The following is a 19,126-nucleotide window of genomic DNA, read 5'->3' as shown; positions in this document are numbered from 1 at the left end:
GGTGCACGCCTGGGGTCGACGCCCAACGTACCGACTGGTCGGACTGGTGGGAAGGCGCCGCACACCCCACGGGTGGGACGGCTCGTCGGTTCAGCGGGCGCCCGCTTCGAGGCGCAGGCTCCAGCGGCCCCGAAGACCGATGAGCGTGATCGTGGAGAGCGGGCGGATGTCGACGTTCCAGTACGTCGAGGGCGGCGCCCCCAGCGCGTAGACGAGGGCGGCCCGGACGACGGACGGCTCGGCGACGGCGACGATCGAGCCGTCGCAGGCCGGCCGGGTGTCCAGCCAGCCCCCTATCCGCGCGATGAAGGCGAGCAGCGGCTCGCCGCCGTGCGGTGCGGAGCGTGGGTCGGCGAGCCAGGCGTCCACCGCGGCGGGCTCGCGAGCCGCGACATCGGAGAGGGTCCAGCCCCGCCAGCGGCCCATGTCGCAGTCGCGCAGGGCGGGCTGGGCCATGGGGGCGAAGCCGAGCGCCTCACCGGTGGCGCGGCTGCGGGCGGTCGGCGAGCAGTAACGCAGTTCGGCGGCACCCAGGGGCACCAACGCCCGTGCGGCGAGCTGCACTTCCTGCCAGCCTGCCTGATCGAGCGGCCGGTCGTCGTCGAAGCGCTCGGCCAGCAGGGAAGAGCTGCGCGCCGCGGCGACGAGCGAGACTCGAACACTCATGGCCGTGATCGTGGAGCCGAACGCCGCCCAGGTCAAGAGGGCGAATTTCAGACGGCTCCGGGACGGTCGAACCGGAAGTACATCCACTTCTCGGGGTCCTTGAGCGGCTGGAACCCGACCTTCGCATAGACGCCGTGGGCGTCATCGGTCGCGAGAGTGAGCCTGCGGATGCCGGTCGGGGCGAGGTGGTCGCGCACGGCGGCGGCGAGCCGGGTGCCGAGCCCGTGGCCGCGGGCCGACCGGTCGACGTACACATCGCAGAGCCAGGCGAAGGTGGCGTGGTCGGTCACCACTCGGGCGTAGCCGACCTGCTCCCCTGAAGTGGAGTCGTACGCACCGAAGTTGAGCGATCCGGCGATGGCCAGATCCTGCTTCTCGCGGGTACGGCCGAGCGCCCAGTAGGCGTCGGTGGAAAGCCAGTGGTGGATCCGGGCCGGGTCCAGCCGGGCCGGATCGGACGAGATCTCGTAACGCTCCTGGGGGATGTCAGCCATGCCCGGAGGATAGGCCGCGGCGGCCGGGGACGGCGAAGAGTCTGTCGCAGGCGGTGCGCAGCCGTCGTACGCCCTCGGCGATCTCGCCCGCTCCGGCGACCGCGGCGAAGCTCAACCGCACCTGGGCGGCCGGAGGTTCGGCGCAGTAATACGGGCGTCCCGGCGCGACCGCGACGCCCTCGCGCAGGGCGGCCGATACCAACGCGGCTTCGTCGGGGCCGGCTTCGGCGTCCGGCAGTCGCAGCCAGAGGCTCCCACCGCCCGCGGGGATGTGCGGGAGCGACAGGCCGGGCAGTTCGAGCCGCAGGGCGGTCGTCATGGCCGTACGCCGGTTCCTCAACTCCGTCGGCACGGAACGCAGATGGCGACCCCAGGCCGGGGAGCCAACCAGTTCGAGCGCGGCTTCCTGGAGCGGGCGCGGGACGAAGAAACTGTCGACGATCTGGATGGCCCGCAGCCGTTCCAGCACCGGCCCCCGGGCGGCCAGCGCACCCACCCGCAGGCTCGGCGAGGTGATCTTGGTGAGGGAGCAGACATGGACGACGACGCCGTCGGGGTCGTCGGCGGCGAGCGGCGCGGGCAGCGGGCCCGCGTCGTCGTGGACGAGGCGGCGTGCGAAGTCGTCCTCGACCACGAACGCCCCCGCCTCGCGGGCGATCCGGACGACCTCACGCCGACGGTCCGGGGCCAGGACCGCGCCGGTCGGGTTCTGGAAGAGCGGCTGGCAGACGAAGACGCGAGCGCCCGTGGCGCCGAAGGCGGCGGCCAGCAGATCGGGGCGGACCCCGTCGGCGTCGACCGGGACCGGGACGGGACGCAGTCCGGCGGCACGGGCAGCCGCCAGCATGCCCGGATAGGTGGGCGATTCGACGAGGACGGGGGCGCCGGGCGGGGCGAGGGCGCGCAGAGCGGTGGCCAGGGCACTCTGGCCGCCCGCGGTGATGAGTACGTCGGCGGCGGTGAGCGAGGGTCCGATCTCGCGGGCGAACCAGGCACGGAGCTCGGTGAGCCCGTCGGTGGGCGGCCGGCCCCAGGCTCCGGGGCGGCGGCCTGCCCGGGCGAGGGCGGCGGCGAGCGCCCGTTCGGGCTGGAGCGAGGGGTGGAGGTAGCCGCCGTTCAGCTCGATGACGCCGGGCGGCGGTGCGGCGAGCGTGACCAGGACGCCGGACGCGTCAACGGTACGGGGCACGACCTCCGGTCCGCCGTCGCCGCTGAGGGAGATCTCCTGCCAGGAGGTGTCACCGGGCGGGGGCACTTCGGCACGGGGCTCCGCCCGGAAGGCACCGGAGCCGGGGCGGGTCACGACGAGCCCTTCGGCGGCGAGCTGCGCGATCGCCCGGGAGACGGTCACCGGACTGACCCGATAACGCTCCACGAGCGCCCGGCTGGACGGCAGCTTCCCTCCAGGTGAGTAGCGGTTCAGTTCGCCTCGAAGGGAACTCGCCAGCTCAGCAACGCTGCTACGCTCTTGCATGACAGCAAAGGATAGCGCTACCCGTCAGGCATCGATAGCGGTTAACTCCCCTTCGACAGCGGTTGCCCCATCGGCGGGCCGGAGCGGCACACTGCTCGCCGGGCTCGGCGTCGTCGCCTTCTCGCTGACCTTCCCGTCCACGGTCTGGGGACTGGAGAGCTTCGGCCCCTGGTCCCTGGTGACCCTGCGCAGCCTGCTCGCCGCACTGATCGCGGGCAGCGTGCTGCTCGCGGGACGGGTCCCGGTGCCCGACCGCCGCCACTGGGGCGGGCTCGCGGTCGTCGCCGGTGGTGTGGTGGTGGGGTTCCCGCTGCTGACCACGCTGGCCCTGCAAACCTCCACCTCGTCGCACGCGGCCGTGGTGGTGGGGCTGCTGCCGCTGACCACGGCGGTCCTCTCGTCACTGCGGACCGGGTCGCGTCCGCCGCGCCCCTTCTGGATCGCGGCACTGGCCGGCGCGGCCGTGGTGATCGTGTTCACCGTGCAGCAGAGCGGCGGCGCGCTCTCCTCCGGCGATCTCTTCCTGTTCGGCGCGCTGCTGGTGTGCGCGGCGGGGTACACCGAGGGCGGCAGGCTGGCCGCGGTCATGCCGGGCTGGCAGGTGATCGGCTGGGCACTGGTCCTCGCGGCGCCGCTGATGGTGGCGGGCGCGGCGGTCGCGCTCTCCTACGAGCCGGTGCGGCTGACCACGCACGGGGTCATCGGCCTGGTGTGGGTGGCGGCGGGTTCCACCTTCGTCGGCCTGTACGTCTGGTACCGCGGCATGGCGGAGATCGGGGTCCCGCGGGCGAGCCAGCTTCAGCTCGCGCAGCCGCTGCTGACTCTGGTGTGGTCGTTCCTGCTCCTCGGCGAGAAGGTCTCGGCGGCCGCACCCGTGGCGGCGGTGGCCGTCCTCGTCTGCATCGCGGCCACCCAGCGGGCGGGGGCGCGGCGCCAGGGGGTGTCCGGCGTGGCCCACGACGGCCAGGGCGCACGCGCCACGGCGGCCTCAACCGCGCCCTGTTCCCGCCCTGTCCGAAAAGAGTCGCCGGTACGCCCGGTGCGCGGGCGGATCCGGTCATAGACTTGTCGACATGGACCGTCACCCGTGAGGAGGTCACTCCCTATGGAGGCACACGCGGGCGACCGGCTGCTGACGCACGGCAGGACCGTGGGGCAGCACGACCGGGTCGCAGAAATCGTCGAAGTGCTCGGGGACGGGGGCGCTCCCCCGTATCGCGTCCGCTCCGAGGACGGACACGAACACCTGGTTTCGCCAGGTCCCGACACCATCGTCCAGCACGCCGTGGTCCGGCACCGGGGCCCGGAGACCCCGTAGGTTCCCCGGGCACACAGCACCGCCCCGACCGCGCCACCCCTCGGTGTGCCCTCTCCGCCTCGGACCCCTCGGGTCAGCGGGGAGGGCGCACTCTGTTGCGGTAGTGGTCGGCCACGACGCGCGCCATCATGCCGGCCCTGTCGGTGACCACGTCCTTGCCCGAGAAGTAGACATGCCCGCGGACCTGGTCGTAGCCGGCGGCGAGGTCGATGTGGCGAGAGAGTTCGGCCGGGTCCTGCCAGGCGGCGGGCTGGGCGGGGTCACCGCCCTTGTAGAGCGCCTCGCCGACGTAGAGGTCGACACCTGTGCCCCGCACCACAGCGTCCCACCAGGGAACCAGCTTGGCGTAGTCGGCGGCGGCGAAGCCGATGTTCCAGTAGACCTGCGGACAGATGTAGTCGATCCAGCCCTTCTTGACCCAACCTCGGGTATCGGCGTGCAGGTCGTCGTAGGTCTGCACCCCTGCCCTGGTGTCCGAGCCCAGCGGGTCGGTACTCGCGTTGCGCCAGACACCGAACGGACTGATCCCGAACTGGACGTGCTTCTTGATCTTCTTGATCCCCGCGGACATCTCGCGGACCAGCTTGTCGGTGTTGTCGCGGCGCCAGGCGGCCTTGTCCGGGAAGCCCGCGCCGTACTTCGCGTAGGTGGCGTCGTCGGCGAAGACCTGTCCGGCGACCGGGTACGGGTAGAAGTAGTCGTCCCAGTGGACGGCGTCGATGTCGTAGCGACGGACCGCGTCGAGCATGGCGTTCTGGACGAAGCGGCGTACCTCGGGCAGTCCGGGATTGTAGTAGAGCTTCCCGCCGTACGGCAGGACCCAGTCCGGGTGCAGCCGCGCCGGATGGGTGGGGATCAGCCGAGACGGATCCGTGTGGTTGGCGACCCGGTACGGGTTGAACCAGGCGTGCAGTTCCAGGCCGCGGCGGTGCGCCTCACGGACAGCAGTGCCCAGGGGGTCCCAGCCGGGGTTCTTCCCCTGGACGCCGGTGAGGTACTGGGCCCACGGCTCGTAGGAGGACGGCCACAGGGCGTCGGCGGTCGGCCGGACCTGCAGGACGACGGCGTTCAGCCGCCGCTCGACGGCCTCGTCGAGGTACGCGATCAGCTCGGCCTGCTGCGCCGCCGCCGTCAGGCCGGGCGCCGAGGGCCAGTCGATGTTGGCGACGGTGGCGACCCACATACCGCGCATCTCGCGCCGGGCGACGCGCGGGAGGTTCACACCCGCCCCGGACGGAACCGACGCTTCCCGCGGTACGGCGACGGCCTCGGCCGCACCCGCGACCGAGACCGTCATCCCCGCGACCACCCCGGCCGCACCCGCCACAAAGCCCCTTCGGGCCATTTGCCGCATTTCGTTGCCACCTGCCGTCTCTGTGTCCTCGTCCGTCACCCCCGGCACTGGGGGTAACGCAGAGCATGCCCGCCCCGGCCCGTCATGACCCGTAGGCCGCGGAGTAACGTCGGGGCGTCGAGGCGGGGACCGGAATCAGACGGGAGCCCGCCGAACGGAGATGAGCGAAAGGCACGAGGTGACGGACTCTATGGCCGACATTGCACGCGTCGGAGTGGTGGGCTGTGGCCAAATGGGCGCAGGCATCGCGGAGGTGTGCGCCCGCAGCGGACTCGACGTCATGGTGGCCGAGACCACCGGCGAGGCGCTGGAGATCGGTCGCACCCGGCTCCACAGCTCCCTCTCGAAGGCCGCCGAACGCGGCAAGATCACCGAGGAGGAGTGCGACGAGACACTCGGCCGCCTCAGCTTCACCACCGACCTCGGCGAGTTCGCCGACCGCGATCTCGTGATCGAGGCCGTCGTGGAGAACGAGCAGGTCAAGACCGAGATCTTCCAGGTGCTCGACCAGGTGGTGACCCGGAAGGACGCGATTCTCGCCTCCAACACCTCCTCCATCCCGCTGGTGAAGCTGGCTGTGGCGACCTCCCGCCCGGACCAGGTCATGGGCATCCACTTCTTCAACCCGGCCCCGGTGCAGAAGCTCGTCGAGCTGATCCCCGCTCTGACCACGTCCGACGAGACGGTCCGGCGCTCCGAGGCACTGGTGCAGGACGTGCTGGGCAAGCATCCGATCCGCGCCCAGGACCGCTCCGGCTTCGTCGTCAACGCTCTGCTGATCCCGTATCTCCTCTCCGCGATCCGGATGTTCGAGTCGGGTATCGCCAGCCGCGAGGACATCGACAACGGCATGGAGCTCGGCTGCGCCCACCCGATGGGCCCGCTGAAGCTCTCCGACCTCATCGGCCTGGACACAGTGGCCTCGGTCGCCGACTCGATGTACGCCGAGTTCAAGGAACCGCTGTACGCCGCTCCCCCGCTGCTCCAGCGCATGGTCGACGCGGGCCGGCTCGGTCGCAAGACGGGCTCGGGCTTCTACCCGTACGCCTGACCTGCCGGTCGTCGTACCGCCTGCGGGGCCGGCCGGGGATGCCCCGGCCGGCCCCGATCGCGTGGGCGGCGCGCCTCACCCGATCCGTAAGTGATGGAGCATCAGCAGCCCGGCCACCATGTTGGCCGCCGGTATCTCGCCCCGGGCGATCATGTCGGGCACCAGCTTGAGCGGTATCCACTCGCGGCGCGACGACTCGAAATCGTCCTGCGGGGGGCCGGTCCAGGTCGCCTCCTCGGCCCAGTAGAGGTGGTGCCGGGCGTCGGTGAGGCCGTTCGACGGCTCCACGGTCAGCAGCGGCCGCAGCGGGCCCGGGCGCCAGCCGGTCTCCTCCTCCATCTCCCGGGCGGCCGCGGCCTCGATGTCCTCGCCGTCCTCGACCACACCGGCGGCGAGCTCCCAGCCCCAGCTGTCGGTGATGAACCGGTGCCGCCACAGCAGCAGGACCTCGTTGGCCTCGTTGACGACGGTCGCCGCGGCGACGGCCCGGAGCCGGACGAGGTAGTGGTCGAGGTGACGGCCGTCGGGAAGAACGACATCCGCCAGATTGACCCGGAACCAGCGGTTCTCATACACAGTTTGCTCGTTCAGATTCGTCCACTGCACAGTTCTGCCACCTTCCGACACGTTGGTGGCAACATGGCAGCAGGAGCAGCGGCGGAGGGGAACGTTCCCGGCGTGCGTTCAGTACCTTCACAGCGGTACGCGCAACGCCCCGTCGATCAGTTCGGCGGCCTGTTCCGCGTCTGCGCAGCCGCTCCCGACCAGGCCCTCGCGCACCGCCCGCAGCCGGTCCCGCAGCCGCTGCGACTCCATCCCCCGGGCCCGTTCCGCCATCTCCGCGGCCGTGCCCGCCGCCCGGTCCGCCTCCCCCTGCCGCAGCTCGATATGGGTCAGGATGGCCAGCCGGTGCACTCGGCCCCGGTCGTGCGCCGGGGTACTGACCGCCGCAGCGGCGTGCTCCCGAGCCCCCGGCAGATCGCCGAGGCTGAGCAGGGCCTCCGCCACCTGCACATTGACCAGGCCCGGTTCGACGTACCCCGTCTCGTCGGGTTCATGGCCGGGGCGGATGCGCTCGGCCTCGGACTCGGCTCGCCGGATGCGCTCCAGGGCGCTGTGGCCGTCGCCGAGGTGTGCGTACGCCTTCGCCTGCATCGCGTACAGATCGGCCGCCAGCGCGGGCGTGATGTGCCGTCCCGCGGCCCGCAGCGCCGCCTCCGCGAAGGCGACGGACTGCCGGTAGTCGGCGAGGAACAGCGACTGGTTGACCAGCAGGGCGATCACGTACCCGCCGAGACCCCGGTCCCCGCTCGCCTTGGCCAGCCGCAGCGCCTGGTGGAAGTAGCGCTGGGCGAGACCGTGCGCGTCGGAGTCGTACGCGCAGATTCCCGCGACGGCCACCAGCCCGCCGGTCGCCCGGTGCAACTGACGGCCGGTCGCGTCGCTGTAGCCGCCGCGCAGCAGCGGGGCGGTCTCGGCGTTGAGGAAGCCGACGATGCGGGAACGCGTCGCGATGCCCCCGGCCCTGCGGTACATCAGTTCGTAGTGGGCGCGGGCGGCACGCAGCATCGCTATGTCGGCCATGCCGACGCGTGCCGGACCGGCACGGGAGACATCGGCGTCCTCGGGCGGGTTCTCCCACTCCCAGACGGGCATGACCGCCGTCGTGCCGGTGACGGCGTCCGCGGCGAGGACGTGCGGGCGCTGCTGTTCGTCCGAGCGCCACAACGCGGTGGCCCGTTCGACGAAGCCGGTGAGCGTCGAGCCCGGCACGACCGTGCCTCCGCCGCCGCAGGTCGCCATGCCGATGTCGTCGAGGGAGACCGGTCGGCGCAGCCGGTCGCCGAGCACCTCGCAGATCAGGTCGGGCGCCTGCCCGCGGGGCCGCTGGCCCTTCAACCAGCGGGCCACGGCCGTGTGTTCGTACCGCAGGGACAGTCCGCGGGCACGCCCGGCCTGGTTGATGTGCGCGGCAAGACCTGCCCGGGAGACGCCCGCCTCGTCGATGAGGGCTTCGAGCAGGATGTTGGGCTCCATCGCCCCTCCTAAGGCCTGTCGCCCCAGTGGAGCACGTTTCACACGGGGTGTGAACGGAATGCCCGAACCGTCCCGCCGCGCACTCTGGTGCACCGGGGTACGAATCGGTTGAATCAGTCGCCTCGCAAGAGGCGGCCGGGTCGTCTGCTCCCCCTCGTACAGTTGACGACCCGCACCCGCGTCGTTCGCTCTGCCGACCTGCCCGACACTCCGTGGCAGCGCGGACGACGCCGGATCGCACGACCCACTGCCCACTGATCGGAGGGTGGCTGCGGGGTCGGACCGGACCCGGGTTCCCCCGGGCCGAACCGGGGCCCGCGTGCGGTCCCCCGCCGTTCGGCGAGCGCAGGAGGAGGGGGCGTATCCGGTAGCCGGATACGCCCCCTCCTCACCTTCTGCGGCCGGTTCGGCCTCGATGGCCGGTCGCCGTCGGCGCGCTACGCGCCGCGCAGCACCGCGCCCGTCCGCTCCGCGGCCAGCGCGACCGCCGCGTCCCGGGCGGCCGTGGCCTCGTCGACAGTCAGAGTGCGGTCCGGCGCGCGGAACCGCAGCGCGTACGCCAGGGACTTCCTGCCCTCGCCGATCTGCTCACCGGTGAACACGTCGAACAGCCTCAGTGATTCGAGGAGTTCACCCGCACCCTCCCGCAACGCCTGCTCCACGTCCGCGCCGGGCACGTCCTGCGCGACGATCAGCGCGACGTCCTGGGTCGCCACAGGGAAGGTGGAGATCCGCGGCGCCTGGAGTGCGCCGTCGACGGCCTGCTCCAGGAGGTCGAGGTCGATCTCCATGGCGCAGGTCCGCTCCGGAAGGTGGAGCTCCTTGATGACGCCCGGGTGCAGCTCACCGGCGTGCCCGACGAGGACCTCCGCGTCGTTCGCCGTGACGAACAGCGCGGCGCAGCGGCCGGGGTGCCACGGCGCGTGCTGGTCGTTCCGGACGGTGAGCTCGACACCCGCCTCGCGGGCGATGGCACGAGCGGCCTCGATGGAGTCCGCCCAGCCCACCGGGCGGCCCTTGCCCCACCAGCCGGCCTGCTCGCGGGCGCCCGCGAGGACGACCGCCGCGCGGCGCGGCTGATGCGGCAGAGCGGCGTTCAGCCCGGCGATCTGCTCGTCGCCGGGACGGTGGTCGACGGGCAGCCGAACGGCCGCGGTCTCCTCGCCGGTCGGCCGGAAGACCAGTCCCGTCTCGAAGAGCGCCAGATCATGGCTGCCACGGCCGTCGTTGCGCCGCAGTGCGCCGAGGAGGCCCGGCAGCAGCGTGGTGCGCAGCGCCGGCTCCTCGTCGGAGAGCGGGTTGACGAGCTTGACCGTACGGCGGCGGGCGTCGTCGGCGTCGAACCCGAGCTGGTCCAGCACCGCGTCGCCGATGAACGGGTAGTTCAGCGCCTCGACATAGCCGGCTCCGGCGAGCGCCCGGCCGACCCTGCGGTGCAGCCGCTGGCGGTCGGTGAGCCCGCGCCCGGACGGCGGAGTCGGCAGCGTGGACGGGAGGTTCTCGTACCCCTCCAGCCGGATGACCTCTTCGGCGAGGTCGTTCGGCTCGCTCAGGTCGGGCCGCCAGGACGGCGCGGTGACCAGGAGCTCGTCCTGCCCGTAGACGTCGCAGCCGACCTGCTGGAGGCGGCGTACGACGGTCTCGCGGCCGTACGCGACACCGGCCACCCGGTCGGGGTGGTCCGCGGGCATCGCGATGGTGCGGGGCGCGGACGGAGCCTGGACCTCGGTGACGCCGGCCTCGGCGGTGCCGCCCGCGAGCAGCACCAGCAGGTCGACGGTGCGCTGCGCGGCAGCGGCCGCGGCCTGCGGGTCGGCGCCGCGCTCGAAGCGCTTGGACGCCTCGGAGGACAGCTTGTGACGGCGTGCGGTCCGGGCGATCGAGATCGCGTCGAAGTGCGCGGCCTCGATGACGACCTCGGTGGTGGTGCTCCCACCGTTCTGGGTGTCGGCGATCTCGGTGTTGGCGCCGCCCATGACTCCCGCGAGACCGATCGGCCCGCGGTTGTCGGTGATGACCAGGTCCTCGGCGTCCAGGACGCGGGCCGTGCCGTCGAGCGTGGTGAGCTTCTCGCCCTGCTGGGCGCGGCGCACCCCGATCGGCCCGTCGATACGGGTGCGGTCGTAGGCGTGCAGCGGCTGGCCGAGCTCCAGCATCACGTAGTTGGTGATGTCGACGGTGAGCGAGATCGGGCGCATCCCGGCCTTCTGCAGCCGGCGCTGCATCCAGATCGGGGAGCGCGCCTCGGGATCCAGGCCGACGACGGTGCGCGCGGTGAACCGGTCGCAGCCGATCGGGTCGGCCACCTTCACCGGGTAGCCGAACGCGTTCGGCGCGGGCACGTCGAGGAGAGCCGGGTCGCGCAGCGGCAGCCCGTACGCGATGGCGGTCTCACGGGCGACGCCGCGCATCGAGAGGCAGTAGCCGCGGTCAGGGGTGACGGCGATGTCGAGGACCTCGTCGACGAGCTGGAGCAGCTCGATCGCGTCCGTGCCGACCTCGTGCTGCGGCGACAGCACGATGATGCCGTGCGTGCCGTCGTCGCCCATGCCGAGCTCGTCGGTGGAGCAGATCATGCCGTGCGAGGTCCGGCCGTACGTCTTGCGTGCGGCGATCGCGAAGTCGCCGGGCAGCACGGCGCCGGGGAGGACCACGACGACCTTGTCGCCGACGGCGAAGTTACGGGCTCCGCAGACGATCTCCTGCGGCTCACCGGTGCCGTTGGCGGAGCCGACGTCGACGGTGCAGAAGCGGATGGGCTTCTTGAAGCCCTCCAGCTCCTCGATGGTCAGTACCTGTCCGACGACCAGGGGGCCCTTGAGGCCGGCGCCGATGTGCTCGACGGTCTCGACCTCCAGACCGACGGCGACGAGCTTGGCCTGTACGTCACGGCCGGTCTCCGTCGCCGGCAGGTCGACGTACTCCCGCAGCCAGGAAAGCGGGACGCGCATCAGATCTCCATCCCGAACGGCCGGGTGAACCGGACGTCACCCTCGACCATGTCTCGCATGTCTTCGACGTTGTGGCGGAACATCAGCATCCGTTCGATGCCGAACCCGAAGGCGAATCCGCTGTACTTCTGGGGGTCGACGCCGCAGGCGATGAGCACCTTGGGGTTGACCATGCCGCAGCCGCCGAGCTCGATCCAGCCCTCGCTGCCGCAGGTGCGGCAGGGGCGGTCCGGGTTGCCGACGGACGTGCCGCGGCAGACGTAGCAGACCATGTCCATCTCGGCGGACGGCTCGGTGAACGGGAAGAAGTTCGGCCGCAGCCGGGTCTTCATCTCGGGGCCGAAGAGCGCCTGGACCATGTGGTCGAGGGTGCCCTTGAGGTCCGCCATGGTGAGGCCCTCGTCGACGGCGAGCAGCTCGATCTGGTGGAAGACCGGGGTGTGCGTCGCGTCGAGCTCGTCGGTGCGGTAGACCCGCCCGGGGCAGACGACGTAGACGGGCGGCTCGCGGTCGAGCAGAGTGCGGGCCTGGACCGGCGAGGTGTGCGTACGCAGCACGATGCCGGACTCGTCACCCGTGGTCGGCTTCCCGTCGGGCGTGGTGCCCTGAACGAAGAAGGTGTCCTGCATCTGCCGGGCCGGGTGGTCGGGCACGAAGTTCAGCGCGTCGAAGTTGAACCACTCCGCCTCGACCTCGGGGCCCTCCGCGACCTCGTAGCCCATGGCCACGAAGACGTCGGCGACGCGCTCCATGATGGTCGTCAGGGGGTGGCGGGCGCCGGCCGGGGTGCGGTCGTACGGCAGCGTGACGTCCACCGCCTCCTCGACCAGCACACGGGCGTCCCGCTCGGCCTCCAGCTCCGCCTGACGGGCGGCGAGGGCCTTGCTCACGGCGCCGCGGGCCTGGCCCACACGCTTGCCCGCCTCGGCCTTGGCCTGCGGCGGCAGTGCACCGATCTCCCGGTTGGCGAGGGACAGGGGCGAGGTACCACCGGTGTGCGCGGTCTTCGCCTGGGCGAGCGCGTCGAGGTCGCCCGCGGCGGCGAAGGCGGTGAACGCCTCGTCCCGCATGCGCTCGATCTCTTCCGGTTTCAGTGCCTCGACCTCGACTGGGTCGTACGACTTGTTCGGTGCCGACATCTCTTCCCGTGCTTCCGATTGGCTGGTACTGCTCTTACCGGGGGATACCCCCGGACCCCCGTGGCCCCGCTCGACGACTGGAGGACGCAAAGGTGCCAAAGGTCGAGTCTAAAGGCCACGAGGGGTGGAGGAAGCCCGCGGGCTGCTCAGGCCCTCCCGTCGCCCGCCGCCGCCCTGCCTGATTGCTTCGCAAACTCTCTTATTTCAGAAAAGCCGGAGCCCCCACGGGCAGAATAAATCGGAATTCGGCGCCGCCGCCGGGGCCGCGGCCGACCGTGATCGTGCCGCCGTGCGCCTCGACGATGCCCTTGACGATGTAGAGGCCCAGCCCCGTACCGCCACGCTTGCTCCCCCGCCAGAAGCGGGTGAAGACACGGCCCATCGACTCCTCGGGAATGCCGGGGCCTTCGTCGCTCACGGTGACGGCTGTTCCCTTCTCGTCGCTCTTCGCGGGTGCGGGTGCGAGTTCAATGGTGACGGTTCCCTCGCCGTGGCGCACCGCGTTTTCCAGCAGGTTGCCGAGGACCTGGTCGACCTTGTCCGGGTCGGCCCACACCGCGGGCAGCGGCTGCCGGGTGCGGACGAGGAAGCGGTCTGGCGTCTGGCCGTTGGCGGTGAGGGCCTGGACGTGGCGTTCCACGGCGGCGGAGAGGTCGACCGGCTGGCGGCGCAGCTCCAGGCGGCCTGAGTCGATCCGGGAGATGTCGAGCAGCTCGGCGATGAGCCGGGTGACGCGGTTGGCGTCGGCGTCGACGGTCTCCAGCATCAGGCGCTTCTGGTCGTCGGTGAACCGTTCCCACTTGGCCAGCAGCGTCGCGGTGAAGCCCTTGACGGAGGTCAGCGGGGAGCGCAGCTCGTGGGCGACGATCGCGATCAGTTCGGCGTGGCTGCGCTCGGTGCGGCGACGGGCCTCGGTGCCGCGCAGACTGATCACCAGCCGGCGTACCGGACCCGTCGGGTACTCACGTACGTACTGGGCGGCGACCAGGACCTCGCGGCCGCCGGGGAGCAGCAGGTTCCGCTCGGGCTGGCCGACCCGGGTGGCGAGGCCGCCGTACGGATCGGTCAGGGTCCACCAGCGTCGGCCCTTGAGGTCCTCCAGCGGCAGTACGTGCTCCAGCGGGCGGCCGAGTGCGGCGGTCCTGGGTACGGCGGTGATCCGGGCTGCCGCCGAGTTGAAGCAGATGACCCGGCCCGTCCGGTCGGCGATGACGAGTCCGTCGGGGAGGTCGTCCGGGTCGATGCCGGATGCGACGGTGTCGTCCGCGGGGCCGTTGCCCTCGCCGTCGGCCGGGGAATTCTCACCGTCCGGACCCCGGTCGGCGCGCACGTCGGCCGCGTGTGTCTCGCGCGGCCTGCTCATGCCGACAGACATATTCCCGTACCCCACCTCTCGAACCGGTGCAGTGGGCCCCCGAGTTCGTCACCCTACTAGTCGTCGGTGACGGAGCGACACCCTGTGGGAGCGCACTGCTGCGGTGCACCGGTCGGCGGGGTACGGGGCCGGTCAGTCGGCGGTACGGCGGGGGCGCTGGGCGCGGGCGGACGCGTACAGGCAGACGGCCGCCGCGGTGGCGAGGTTGAGGCTTTCCGCCCTGCCGTGGATCGGCACCCGGACGACGGCGTCGGCCAGCGCCCGGGTCTCCTCGGGCAGCCCCCACGCCTCGTTGCCGAAGACCCAGGCGGTGGGACCGCCCATGGTGCCCGCGTCGAGCTCGTCGTCGAGGTCGTCATCGCCCGCGCCGTCGGCGGCGAGGATCCGTACGCCCGCGTCCCGCAGCCCCTGGACGGCCTGCTCGACCGGTACGCCCACGACGACCGGCAGATGGAAGAGCGAGCCGACCGAGGCACGCACGGACTTGGGGTTGTAGAGGTCGACGGAGGCGTCGGTGAGGACGACGGCGTCGGCGCCCGCGGCGTCGGCGCAGCGCAGCACCGTACCGGCGTTCCCGGGGTCACGTACGTGCGCGAGGACGGCGACCAGGGTGGGCTTCGCGGCGAGGACGGACTCGAACGGCGAGTCGAGGAACCGGCAGACACCGATGAGACCTTGCGGGGTGACGGTCTGCGACACATCGGCGAGCGTGTCACCGTCGGCGAGGTGCACCCGGGCGCCGGCCGCGTGGGCGGCGGCGATGATGTCGGCGTACCGCTCGGCCGCCTCGACGGTGGCGAAGAGCTCCAGCAGGGTCGGCTCACCGTCACTGCCGCGGTGTTCGGCGGCCTCGCGCACGGCCTGCGGCCCCTCGGCGATGAACCGTCGCTCCTTGCCCCGGAAATTGCGCCGGGCGAGGCGCCGGGCGGCGGCGACGCGCGGCGATCGTGGGGAGATCAGTTCGGGGGTGGCCATGGTCGGCGGCGGGCCTCTCTGCGTGCGGAGGTACGGAACAAGGGGTGCAACGCACCGGACCCGCAGACGACGAGCGCCTGCGGGTCCGGCTCAAAAGCCAAGAAGTGTGCCCTGGATCAGGCGGCCTTCGGGGCGTTGACGTCACTCGGGAGGGCCTTCTGGGCAACCTCGACGAGAGCGGCGAACGCGTTGGCGTCGTTGACCGCGAGCTCGGCCAGGATCTTGCGGTCCACCTCGATGTTGGCGGCCTTCAGACCCTGGATGAGGCGGTTGTACGTCATGCCGTTCTGGCGGGCAGCGGCGTTGATGCGCTGGATCCACAGCTGACGGAAGTCGCCCTTGCGCTTCTTGCGGTCGTTGTAGTTGTAGACCAGGGAGTGGGTGACCTGCTCCTTGGCCTTGCGGTACAGGCGCGAGCGCTGACCGCGGTAACCGCTGGCGGCCTCGAGGATTGCCCGGCGCTTCTTGTGGGCGTTGACTGCCCGCTTGACGCGTGCCACTTGTTAACTCCTTGTAGCGGGGCCGTGGTTGGACTCACACGGCCCGGAAACGAATTGGTCCCGGTGTGATCGAGGTCGCGCCCCCGGATTCACCGGGGGCCGAACCTCACTTGCCGAGAAGCTTCTTGATCTTCTTGGCGTCGGCCGGAGCCACGACGACCGTGCCGGTCAGCGAGCGGGTCTTCTTGGACGACTTGTGCTCGAGCAGGTGGCGCTTGCCGGCCTTCTCGCGGAGCACCTTGCCGGAGCCGGTGATCTTGAATCGCTTGCTGGCACCGCTGTGCGTCTTGTTCTTCGGCATCGCGCCGTTCTCTCCTCGTAAGTGGCGCCCCTCGCGGTGCAGGCACCGGACAGCAGGGGCGTCAGATCTTGGTGGGGATTCCGAGGGGACCCGGGGCCGCCTGGATGGCGCCCCCTGAGGTCACGCCTCGGAAGGTGTCTCGGTCGAAGCCTCGGGCTGCGCTTCGGCCGGAGCCTGGGCAGCCTCTTCCGCAGCAGCCTCGGCGTCGGGGGTGTAACCCTGACGCTCCGCCTTGCGGGCGGCCTGGGCCTCACGGGCCTCGGCCATGGCTTCGGTCTTCTTCTTGTGCGGGCCCAGAACCATGATCATGTTCCGGCCGTCCTGCTTCGGGTTCGACTCGATGAAGCCGAGTTCCTCGACGTCCGAAGCGAGACGCTGGAGCAGACGGAAACCCAGCTCAGGGCGGGACTGCTCACGACCACGGAACATGATCGTGATCTTGACCTTGTCGCCCTGCTTGAGGAACCGGACGACGTGACCCTTCTTGGTGTCATAGTCGTGCGGGTCGATCTTCGGCCGGAGCTTCATTTCCTTGATGACCGTGTGCGCCTGGTTCTTGCGCGCCTCACGGGCCTTCATGGCCGACTCGTACTTGAACTTCCCGTAGTCCATGAGCTTGCACACGGGCGGACGGGCGGTCGCCGCCACCTCGACCAGGTCGAGGTCGTACTCCTGTGCGAGTTCCAGGGCCTTGGCAAGCGGAACAATCCCGACCTGCTCGCCGCTGGGACCGACAAGTCGCACCTCGGGAACGCGAATCCGGTCGTTGATGCGGGGCTCGGCGCTGATGGATCCTCCTCGGTAGCACCACGCGGCCGCCTGGCGGACAGCCACGTAACGTCTGTTTCGTGAGACCAACCGCACCAGTGCATGAAAAATGCCCCGGACGGGACACAGGCGGGGCTCCTGGCAAACCGGAACACCGCCGCGGTCAACCGCGGGGCGCATCGGGCGGCTCCATCGTCCGTACGGAACGATGGGCGCCACCTGACCGGTGACCTGCCGTCCCGGAGGATGGTCAGGTGGGAGATCGGAGCCTCCACTTGTGGGCCGGGCACATAGCTGCCCAGCCGGTCGTTACACCAGGTTAGCAGCTCACCGGGGCTGGCGCTAACCAGCTGCCGCAGTCGCTCCCGCAGACGGAGCCGTGCCGACGTGGGCCTATCGTATGGCGCATGAGTGACGCGACCCCCAGCAGTGAAACCCCCGGCTTCGACGACATGACCCGCGACATCGCAGAGGTCCCCGCGGTCGAGGTGATCGTGACGGTCGCCGTCAACCTGATGAGCGCGGCCGCCGTGAAGCTCGGCCTCACCGAGGACGGCGACGAGCACAAGGACCTCGACGAGGCCCGCAAGCTGGTGCACGCCCTGGCCGGCCTGCTGGACGCGAGCGCCACGGAGATCAGCTCGTTCCATGCGGCGCCGCTGCGGGACGGACTGAAGTCTCTGCAGCTGGCGTTCCGCGAGGCCTCGCTGGTACCGGACGAGCCCGGCCAGGGCCCCGGTGAGAAGTACACCGGCCCCGTCTTCGGCTGAGCCGCCGCCCCCTCCTCCCCTCCGTACGACTGTGAGCCCCTGCCCGGACGGGCAGGGGCTCACAGCATTCCCCGCACGCCCTGCTGAGCTCCGCGCATCCCGGGGCGCGGTGGGTCAGCCGGTGCACCAGCCCCGCGCCACACCGGCGGAGCGGCTGTTCGCGCTCGTCGGGCCGGTCGGGTGATTCAGCGTGTGAAGAGGGGCTCTCCGGGGGCGATCGTGTCGGCCGGAAGCAGTGCGAGGTCCAGGCCCCGCACCAGGCGTGCCCGCAGGACCTCGTCGGCGGCGAGCGATTCCGCAACCCGGCGGGCCGTCTCGGCGGGGGCCGCTTCGGGCGCCAGGACCAGGGCGAGGGTGCCTCCTGACCGTCCCGGGACGAGGTGGGCGCGGAGCACGGCGGGCTCGGCGGCGACCGCGGCCCGTACCGCGGAGGTGACCGCCGGGTCGTCCAGCGGGTCGGCACTGGTGCGGCCCTCGGCAAGGGCGAGCAGCGCGGAGCCGGTCAGTTCGTACGCCACAGGACCGGCGAGGTCGAGCACCACCGTGTCCGCCTTCTCGTGCGCGGCCGCCTGCAGCGCCTGGTGCAGGGGCACGGCGACGGGGCGGGCCTGCGGGTCCCAGCGGGCCAGCGAGGCGGTGGAGGTGAATGCGGGAAGCGCGCGACGGTCACCGGCCTGGAGGGTGGGGACGGCCATGTCGCTGGTCTTCTCCCGGCGCAGCCCGCCCACCCGTCGCCCACCACCACCCTTGCCGGGCGCTTCGCGACTGTCCTCCTCGACCTCCTCCACCTCTCCGAGGACGGCGACGACGGGGACCAGGAGCCTGGCTCCCTTGAGCGCTTCGAGGACTGGGCCGACGGCCGTCCGGTCCTCGGCCCAGGCGGCGAGCGCCGCGGTCAGTGCGGGGTCGGCCGTGCCGTCGTCGTCGGAGTAACCGGGGTCCGGAATGTTCTTCTGCGCCACAGGGCGAGCGTAGTCGGTGCGGTTTCTCACCATGTCCTCAGGTGCGCCACAGCCCTCTGCCAGGTGCTCTTCCTAGCGTCCGCTCCATGCCCCTGTCGATACCGAAAAGACGTACATCCGCGCTGTCCGCCGGAATGACGGCCGTGGTGCTGCTGGCAGGTTCGGCCGCCGGAGGCATGTCTCTGATGGGGCGGCCCTCCGATGCGGCGCCCCGCCCCGTGGATTCCGTATCGTCGACGGCCCCGGTGGTGACGAGCAAGGAGCCGCAGGTGGATCTCGACGCGGAGCTGGCATCGGCGGTGGCGCCGCTGACCGGCGACTCCACGATGTCGGTCGCGGTGCTGGACACCGACAGCGGCGACGGCGCGATGTACGGGAAGCGGATGTACGCCACCGCGAGCATCGTCAAGGTCGACATCCTCGCGGCGCTTCTGCTGCAGGCCCAGGACGACGAGCGGGAGCTCACCGCCTACGAGCGCAGCCGCGCCGTCACCATGATCGAGAACAGCGACAACGACGCCGCGACCTCGCTGATGCGGGCGATCGGCGGGACGGCCGGACTCGACGCGGCCAACCAACGGTTCGGCCTGACGAGCACGACCGCCGCCCAGGCCTGGGGGCTGACGCAGACGACGTCGGCGGATCAGCTGAAGCTGCTGCAGACGGTGTTCGGTACGCATTCGAAACTGACCGGGGCCTCCCGTACGTATCTGCAGGCGCTGATGCGCCGCGTGGCGGCCGACCAGCACTGGGGGGTGTCGGCGGCGGGCAGCGACTGGGCGCTGAAGAACGGCTGGATGCCGCGGAGCGCCACCGGTCTGTGGGACATCAACAGCATCGGGCAGGTGAAGGCCCACGAGCACACGTATCTGGTGGCGGTGCTCTCCGCCGGGCAGCAGACGAAGGAGGAGGGCATCGAGCGGGTGGAGTCGGTCGCGAAGGCCGCGGTGAGGGTGCTCGACGAGGCGCGGTGAGCGGGCCCCCGGCCCTG

The 19,126-nt window shown here is 71.3% G+C and carries 19 protein-coding genes; 5 read left to right on the top strand and 14 right to left on the bottom strand.

Going from position 1 to position 19,126, the window contains the following annotated elements:
- Window positions 1-90: 90 nt before the first annotated feature.
- From OG395_RS40420 to OG395_RS40410, 3 genes are read right to left on the bottom strand one after another with little or no spacing between them, the layout of a single operon-like run.
- Complete coding sequence (locus OG395_RS40420; protein ID WP_327247354.1) at window positions 91-666, bottom strand: histidine phosphatase family protein; 576 nt, start codon at window positions 664-666, stop codon at window positions 91-93.
- A gap of 47 nt (window positions 667-713) precedes the next feature.
- Window positions 714-1,160 (bottom strand): GNAT family N-acetyltransferase, encoded by a 447-nt coding sequence (locus OG395_RS40415; protein ID WP_327247353.1) that lies wholly within the window; start codon window positions 1,158-1,160, stop codon window positions 714-716.
- Complete coding sequence (locus tag OG395_RS40410) at window positions 1,153-2,634, bottom strand: aminotransferase-like domain-containing protein (RefSeq protein WP_327247352.1); 1,482 nt, start codon at window positions 2,632-2,634, stop codon at window positions 1,153-1,155. Before OG395_RS40410 ends, OG395_RS40415 begins: the two co-directional genes overlap by 8 nt.
- On the opposite strand from OG395_RS40410, the gene OG395_RS40405 reads away from it, so the two are divergent.
- Together OG395_RS40405 and OG395_RS40400 are read left to right on the top strand one after the other, a co-directional pair.
- On the top strand, window positions 2,633-3,697 hold the full coding sequence (locus OG395_RS40405) for a DMT family transporter (RefSeq protein ID WP_327247351.1): 1,065 nt from the start codon (window positions 2,633-2,635) through the stop codon (window positions 3,695-3,697). The genes OG395_RS40410 and OG395_RS40405 overlap by 2 nt on opposite strands.
- Window positions 3,698-3,739: 42 nt before the next feature.
- The gene (locus tag OG395_RS40400; RefSeq protein WP_327247350.1) at window positions 3,740-3,952 is read left to right on the top strand and encodes a DUF1918 domain-containing protein; all 213 of its coding nucleotides are present in this window, start codon (window positions 3,740-3,742) and stop codon (window positions 3,950-3,952) included.
- Between the two features lie 73 nt (window positions 3,953-4,025).
- Here OG395_RS40400 and OG395_RS40395 read toward each other — a convergent pair whose 3' ends face one another.
- Window positions 4,026-5,306, bottom strand: coding sequence for a glycoside hydrolase family 10 protein (locus OG395_RS40395; protein ID WP_327247349.1), 1,281 nt, complete (start codon window positions 5,304-5,306; stop codon window positions 4,026-4,028).
- Window positions 5,307-5,496: 190 nt separating this feature from the next.
- Here OG395_RS40395 and OG395_RS40390 point away from each other — a divergent pair, with 190 nt between their 5' ends.
- Window positions 5,497-6,357 (top strand): 3-hydroxybutyryl-CoA dehydrogenase, encoded by an 861-nt coding sequence (locus OG395_RS40390; protein ID WP_327247348.1) that lies wholly within the window; start codon window positions 5,497-5,499, stop codon window positions 6,355-6,357.
- Window positions 6,358-6,432: 75 nt separating this feature from the next.
- Here OG395_RS40390 and OG395_RS40385 read toward each other — a convergent pair whose 3' ends face one another.
- From OG395_RS40385 to infC, 9 genes are all read right to left on the bottom strand, one after another.
- A complete protein-coding gene (locus OG395_RS40385) occupies window positions 6,433-6,963 on the bottom strand; it encodes an NUDIX hydrolase (RefSeq protein ID WP_266987746.1) in 531 nt (176 codons plus the stop codon).
- 87 nt (window positions 6,964-7,050) lie between these two features.
- Window positions 7,051-8,394, bottom strand: coding sequence for a transcriptional regulator (locus OG395_RS40380; protein ID WP_327247347.1), 1,344 nt, complete (start codon window positions 8,392-8,394; stop codon window positions 7,051-7,053).
- Window positions 8,395-8,831: 437 nt separating this feature from the next.
- A complete protein-coding gene (gene pheT / locus OG395_RS40375) occupies window positions 8,832-11,345 on the bottom strand; it encodes a phenylalanine--tRNA ligase subunit beta (RefSeq protein WP_327247346.1) in 2,514 nt (837 codons plus the stop codon).
- The gene (gene pheS / locus OG395_RS40370; RefSeq protein ID WP_327247345.1) at window positions 11,345-12,484 is read right to left on the bottom strand and encodes a phenylalanine--tRNA ligase subunit alpha; all 1,140 of its coding nucleotides are present in this window, start codon (window positions 12,482-12,484) and stop codon (window positions 11,345-11,347) included. The genes pheT and pheS overlap by 1 nt, the downstream gene beginning before the upstream one ends.
- 199 nt (window positions 12,485-12,683) lie before the next feature.
- Window positions 12,684-13,859 carry a sensor histidine kinase gene (locus OG395_RS40365; protein ID WP_327247344.1) on the bottom strand — a complete coding sequence of 392 codons (1,176 nt, stop codon included), beginning with the start codon at window positions 13,857-13,859 and terminating at the stop codon, window positions 12,684-12,686.
- Between the two features lie 132 nt (window positions 13,860-13,991).
- Entirely contained in the window at window positions 13,992-14,834 is an 843-nt protein-coding gene (locus tag OG395_RS40360) for a TrmH family RNA methyltransferase (RefSeq protein ID WP_327247343.1), read from the bottom strand.
- A gap of 116 nt (window positions 14,835-14,950) precedes the next feature.
- Entirely contained in the window at window positions 14,951-15,334 is a 384-nt protein-coding gene (gene rplT, locus OG395_RS40355) for a 50S ribosomal protein L20 (protein ID WP_003970214.1), read from the bottom strand.
- 106 nt (window positions 15,335-15,440) lie between these two features.
- On the bottom strand, window positions 15,441-15,635 hold the full coding sequence (gene rpmI, locus OG395_RS40350; protein WP_030918579.1) for a 50S ribosomal protein L35: 195 nt from the start codon (window positions 15,633-15,635) through the stop codon (window positions 15,441-15,443).
- Window positions 15,636-15,755: 120 nt separating this feature from the next.
- Window positions 15,756-16,469 carry a translation initiation factor IF-3 gene (gene infC / locus OG395_RS40345; protein WP_327247342.1) on the bottom strand — a complete coding sequence of 238 codons (714 nt, stop codon included), beginning with the start codon at window positions 16,467-16,469 and terminating at the stop codon, window positions 15,756-15,758.
- Between the two features lie 341 nt (window positions 16,470-16,810).
- Between infC and OG395_RS40340 the strand changes: the two genes are divergently transcribed.
- On the top strand, window positions 16,811-17,173 hold the full coding sequence (locus OG395_RS40340; RefSeq protein ID WP_037700593.1) for a DUF1844 domain-containing protein: 363 nt from the start codon (window positions 16,811-16,813) through the stop codon (window positions 17,171-17,173).
- A 185-nt stretch (window positions 17,174-17,358) separates the two neighbouring features.
- Here the strand turns inward: OG395_RS40340 and OG395_RS40335 are convergent, their stop codons facing one another.
- Window positions 17,359-18,135 carry an SseB family protein gene (locus OG395_RS40335; protein ID WP_327247341.1) on the bottom strand — a complete coding sequence of 259 codons (777 nt, stop codon included), beginning with the start codon at window positions 18,133-18,135 and terminating at the stop codon, window positions 17,359-17,361.
- Window positions 18,136-18,221: 86 nt separating this feature from the next.
- Here OG395_RS40335 and OG395_RS40330 point away from each other — a divergent pair, with 86 nt between their 5' ends.
- Window positions 18,222-19,109, top strand: a complete 888-nt coding sequence (locus tag OG395_RS40330; protein WP_327247340.1) for a serine hydrolase — start codon at window positions 18,222-18,224, stop codon at window positions 19,107-19,109.
- Window positions 19,110-19,126 lie beyond the last annotated feature (17 nt).

Source organism: Streptomyces sp. NBC_01320, assembly GCF_035974375.1.
Taxonomy (GTDB): Bacteria; Actinomycetota; Actinomycetes; order Streptomycetales; family Streptomycetaceae; genus Streptomyces; species Streptomyces yanii.
Note: the sequence above shows the minus strand (reverse complement) of the source record. Positions and strands in the feature narration are given on the sequence as shown.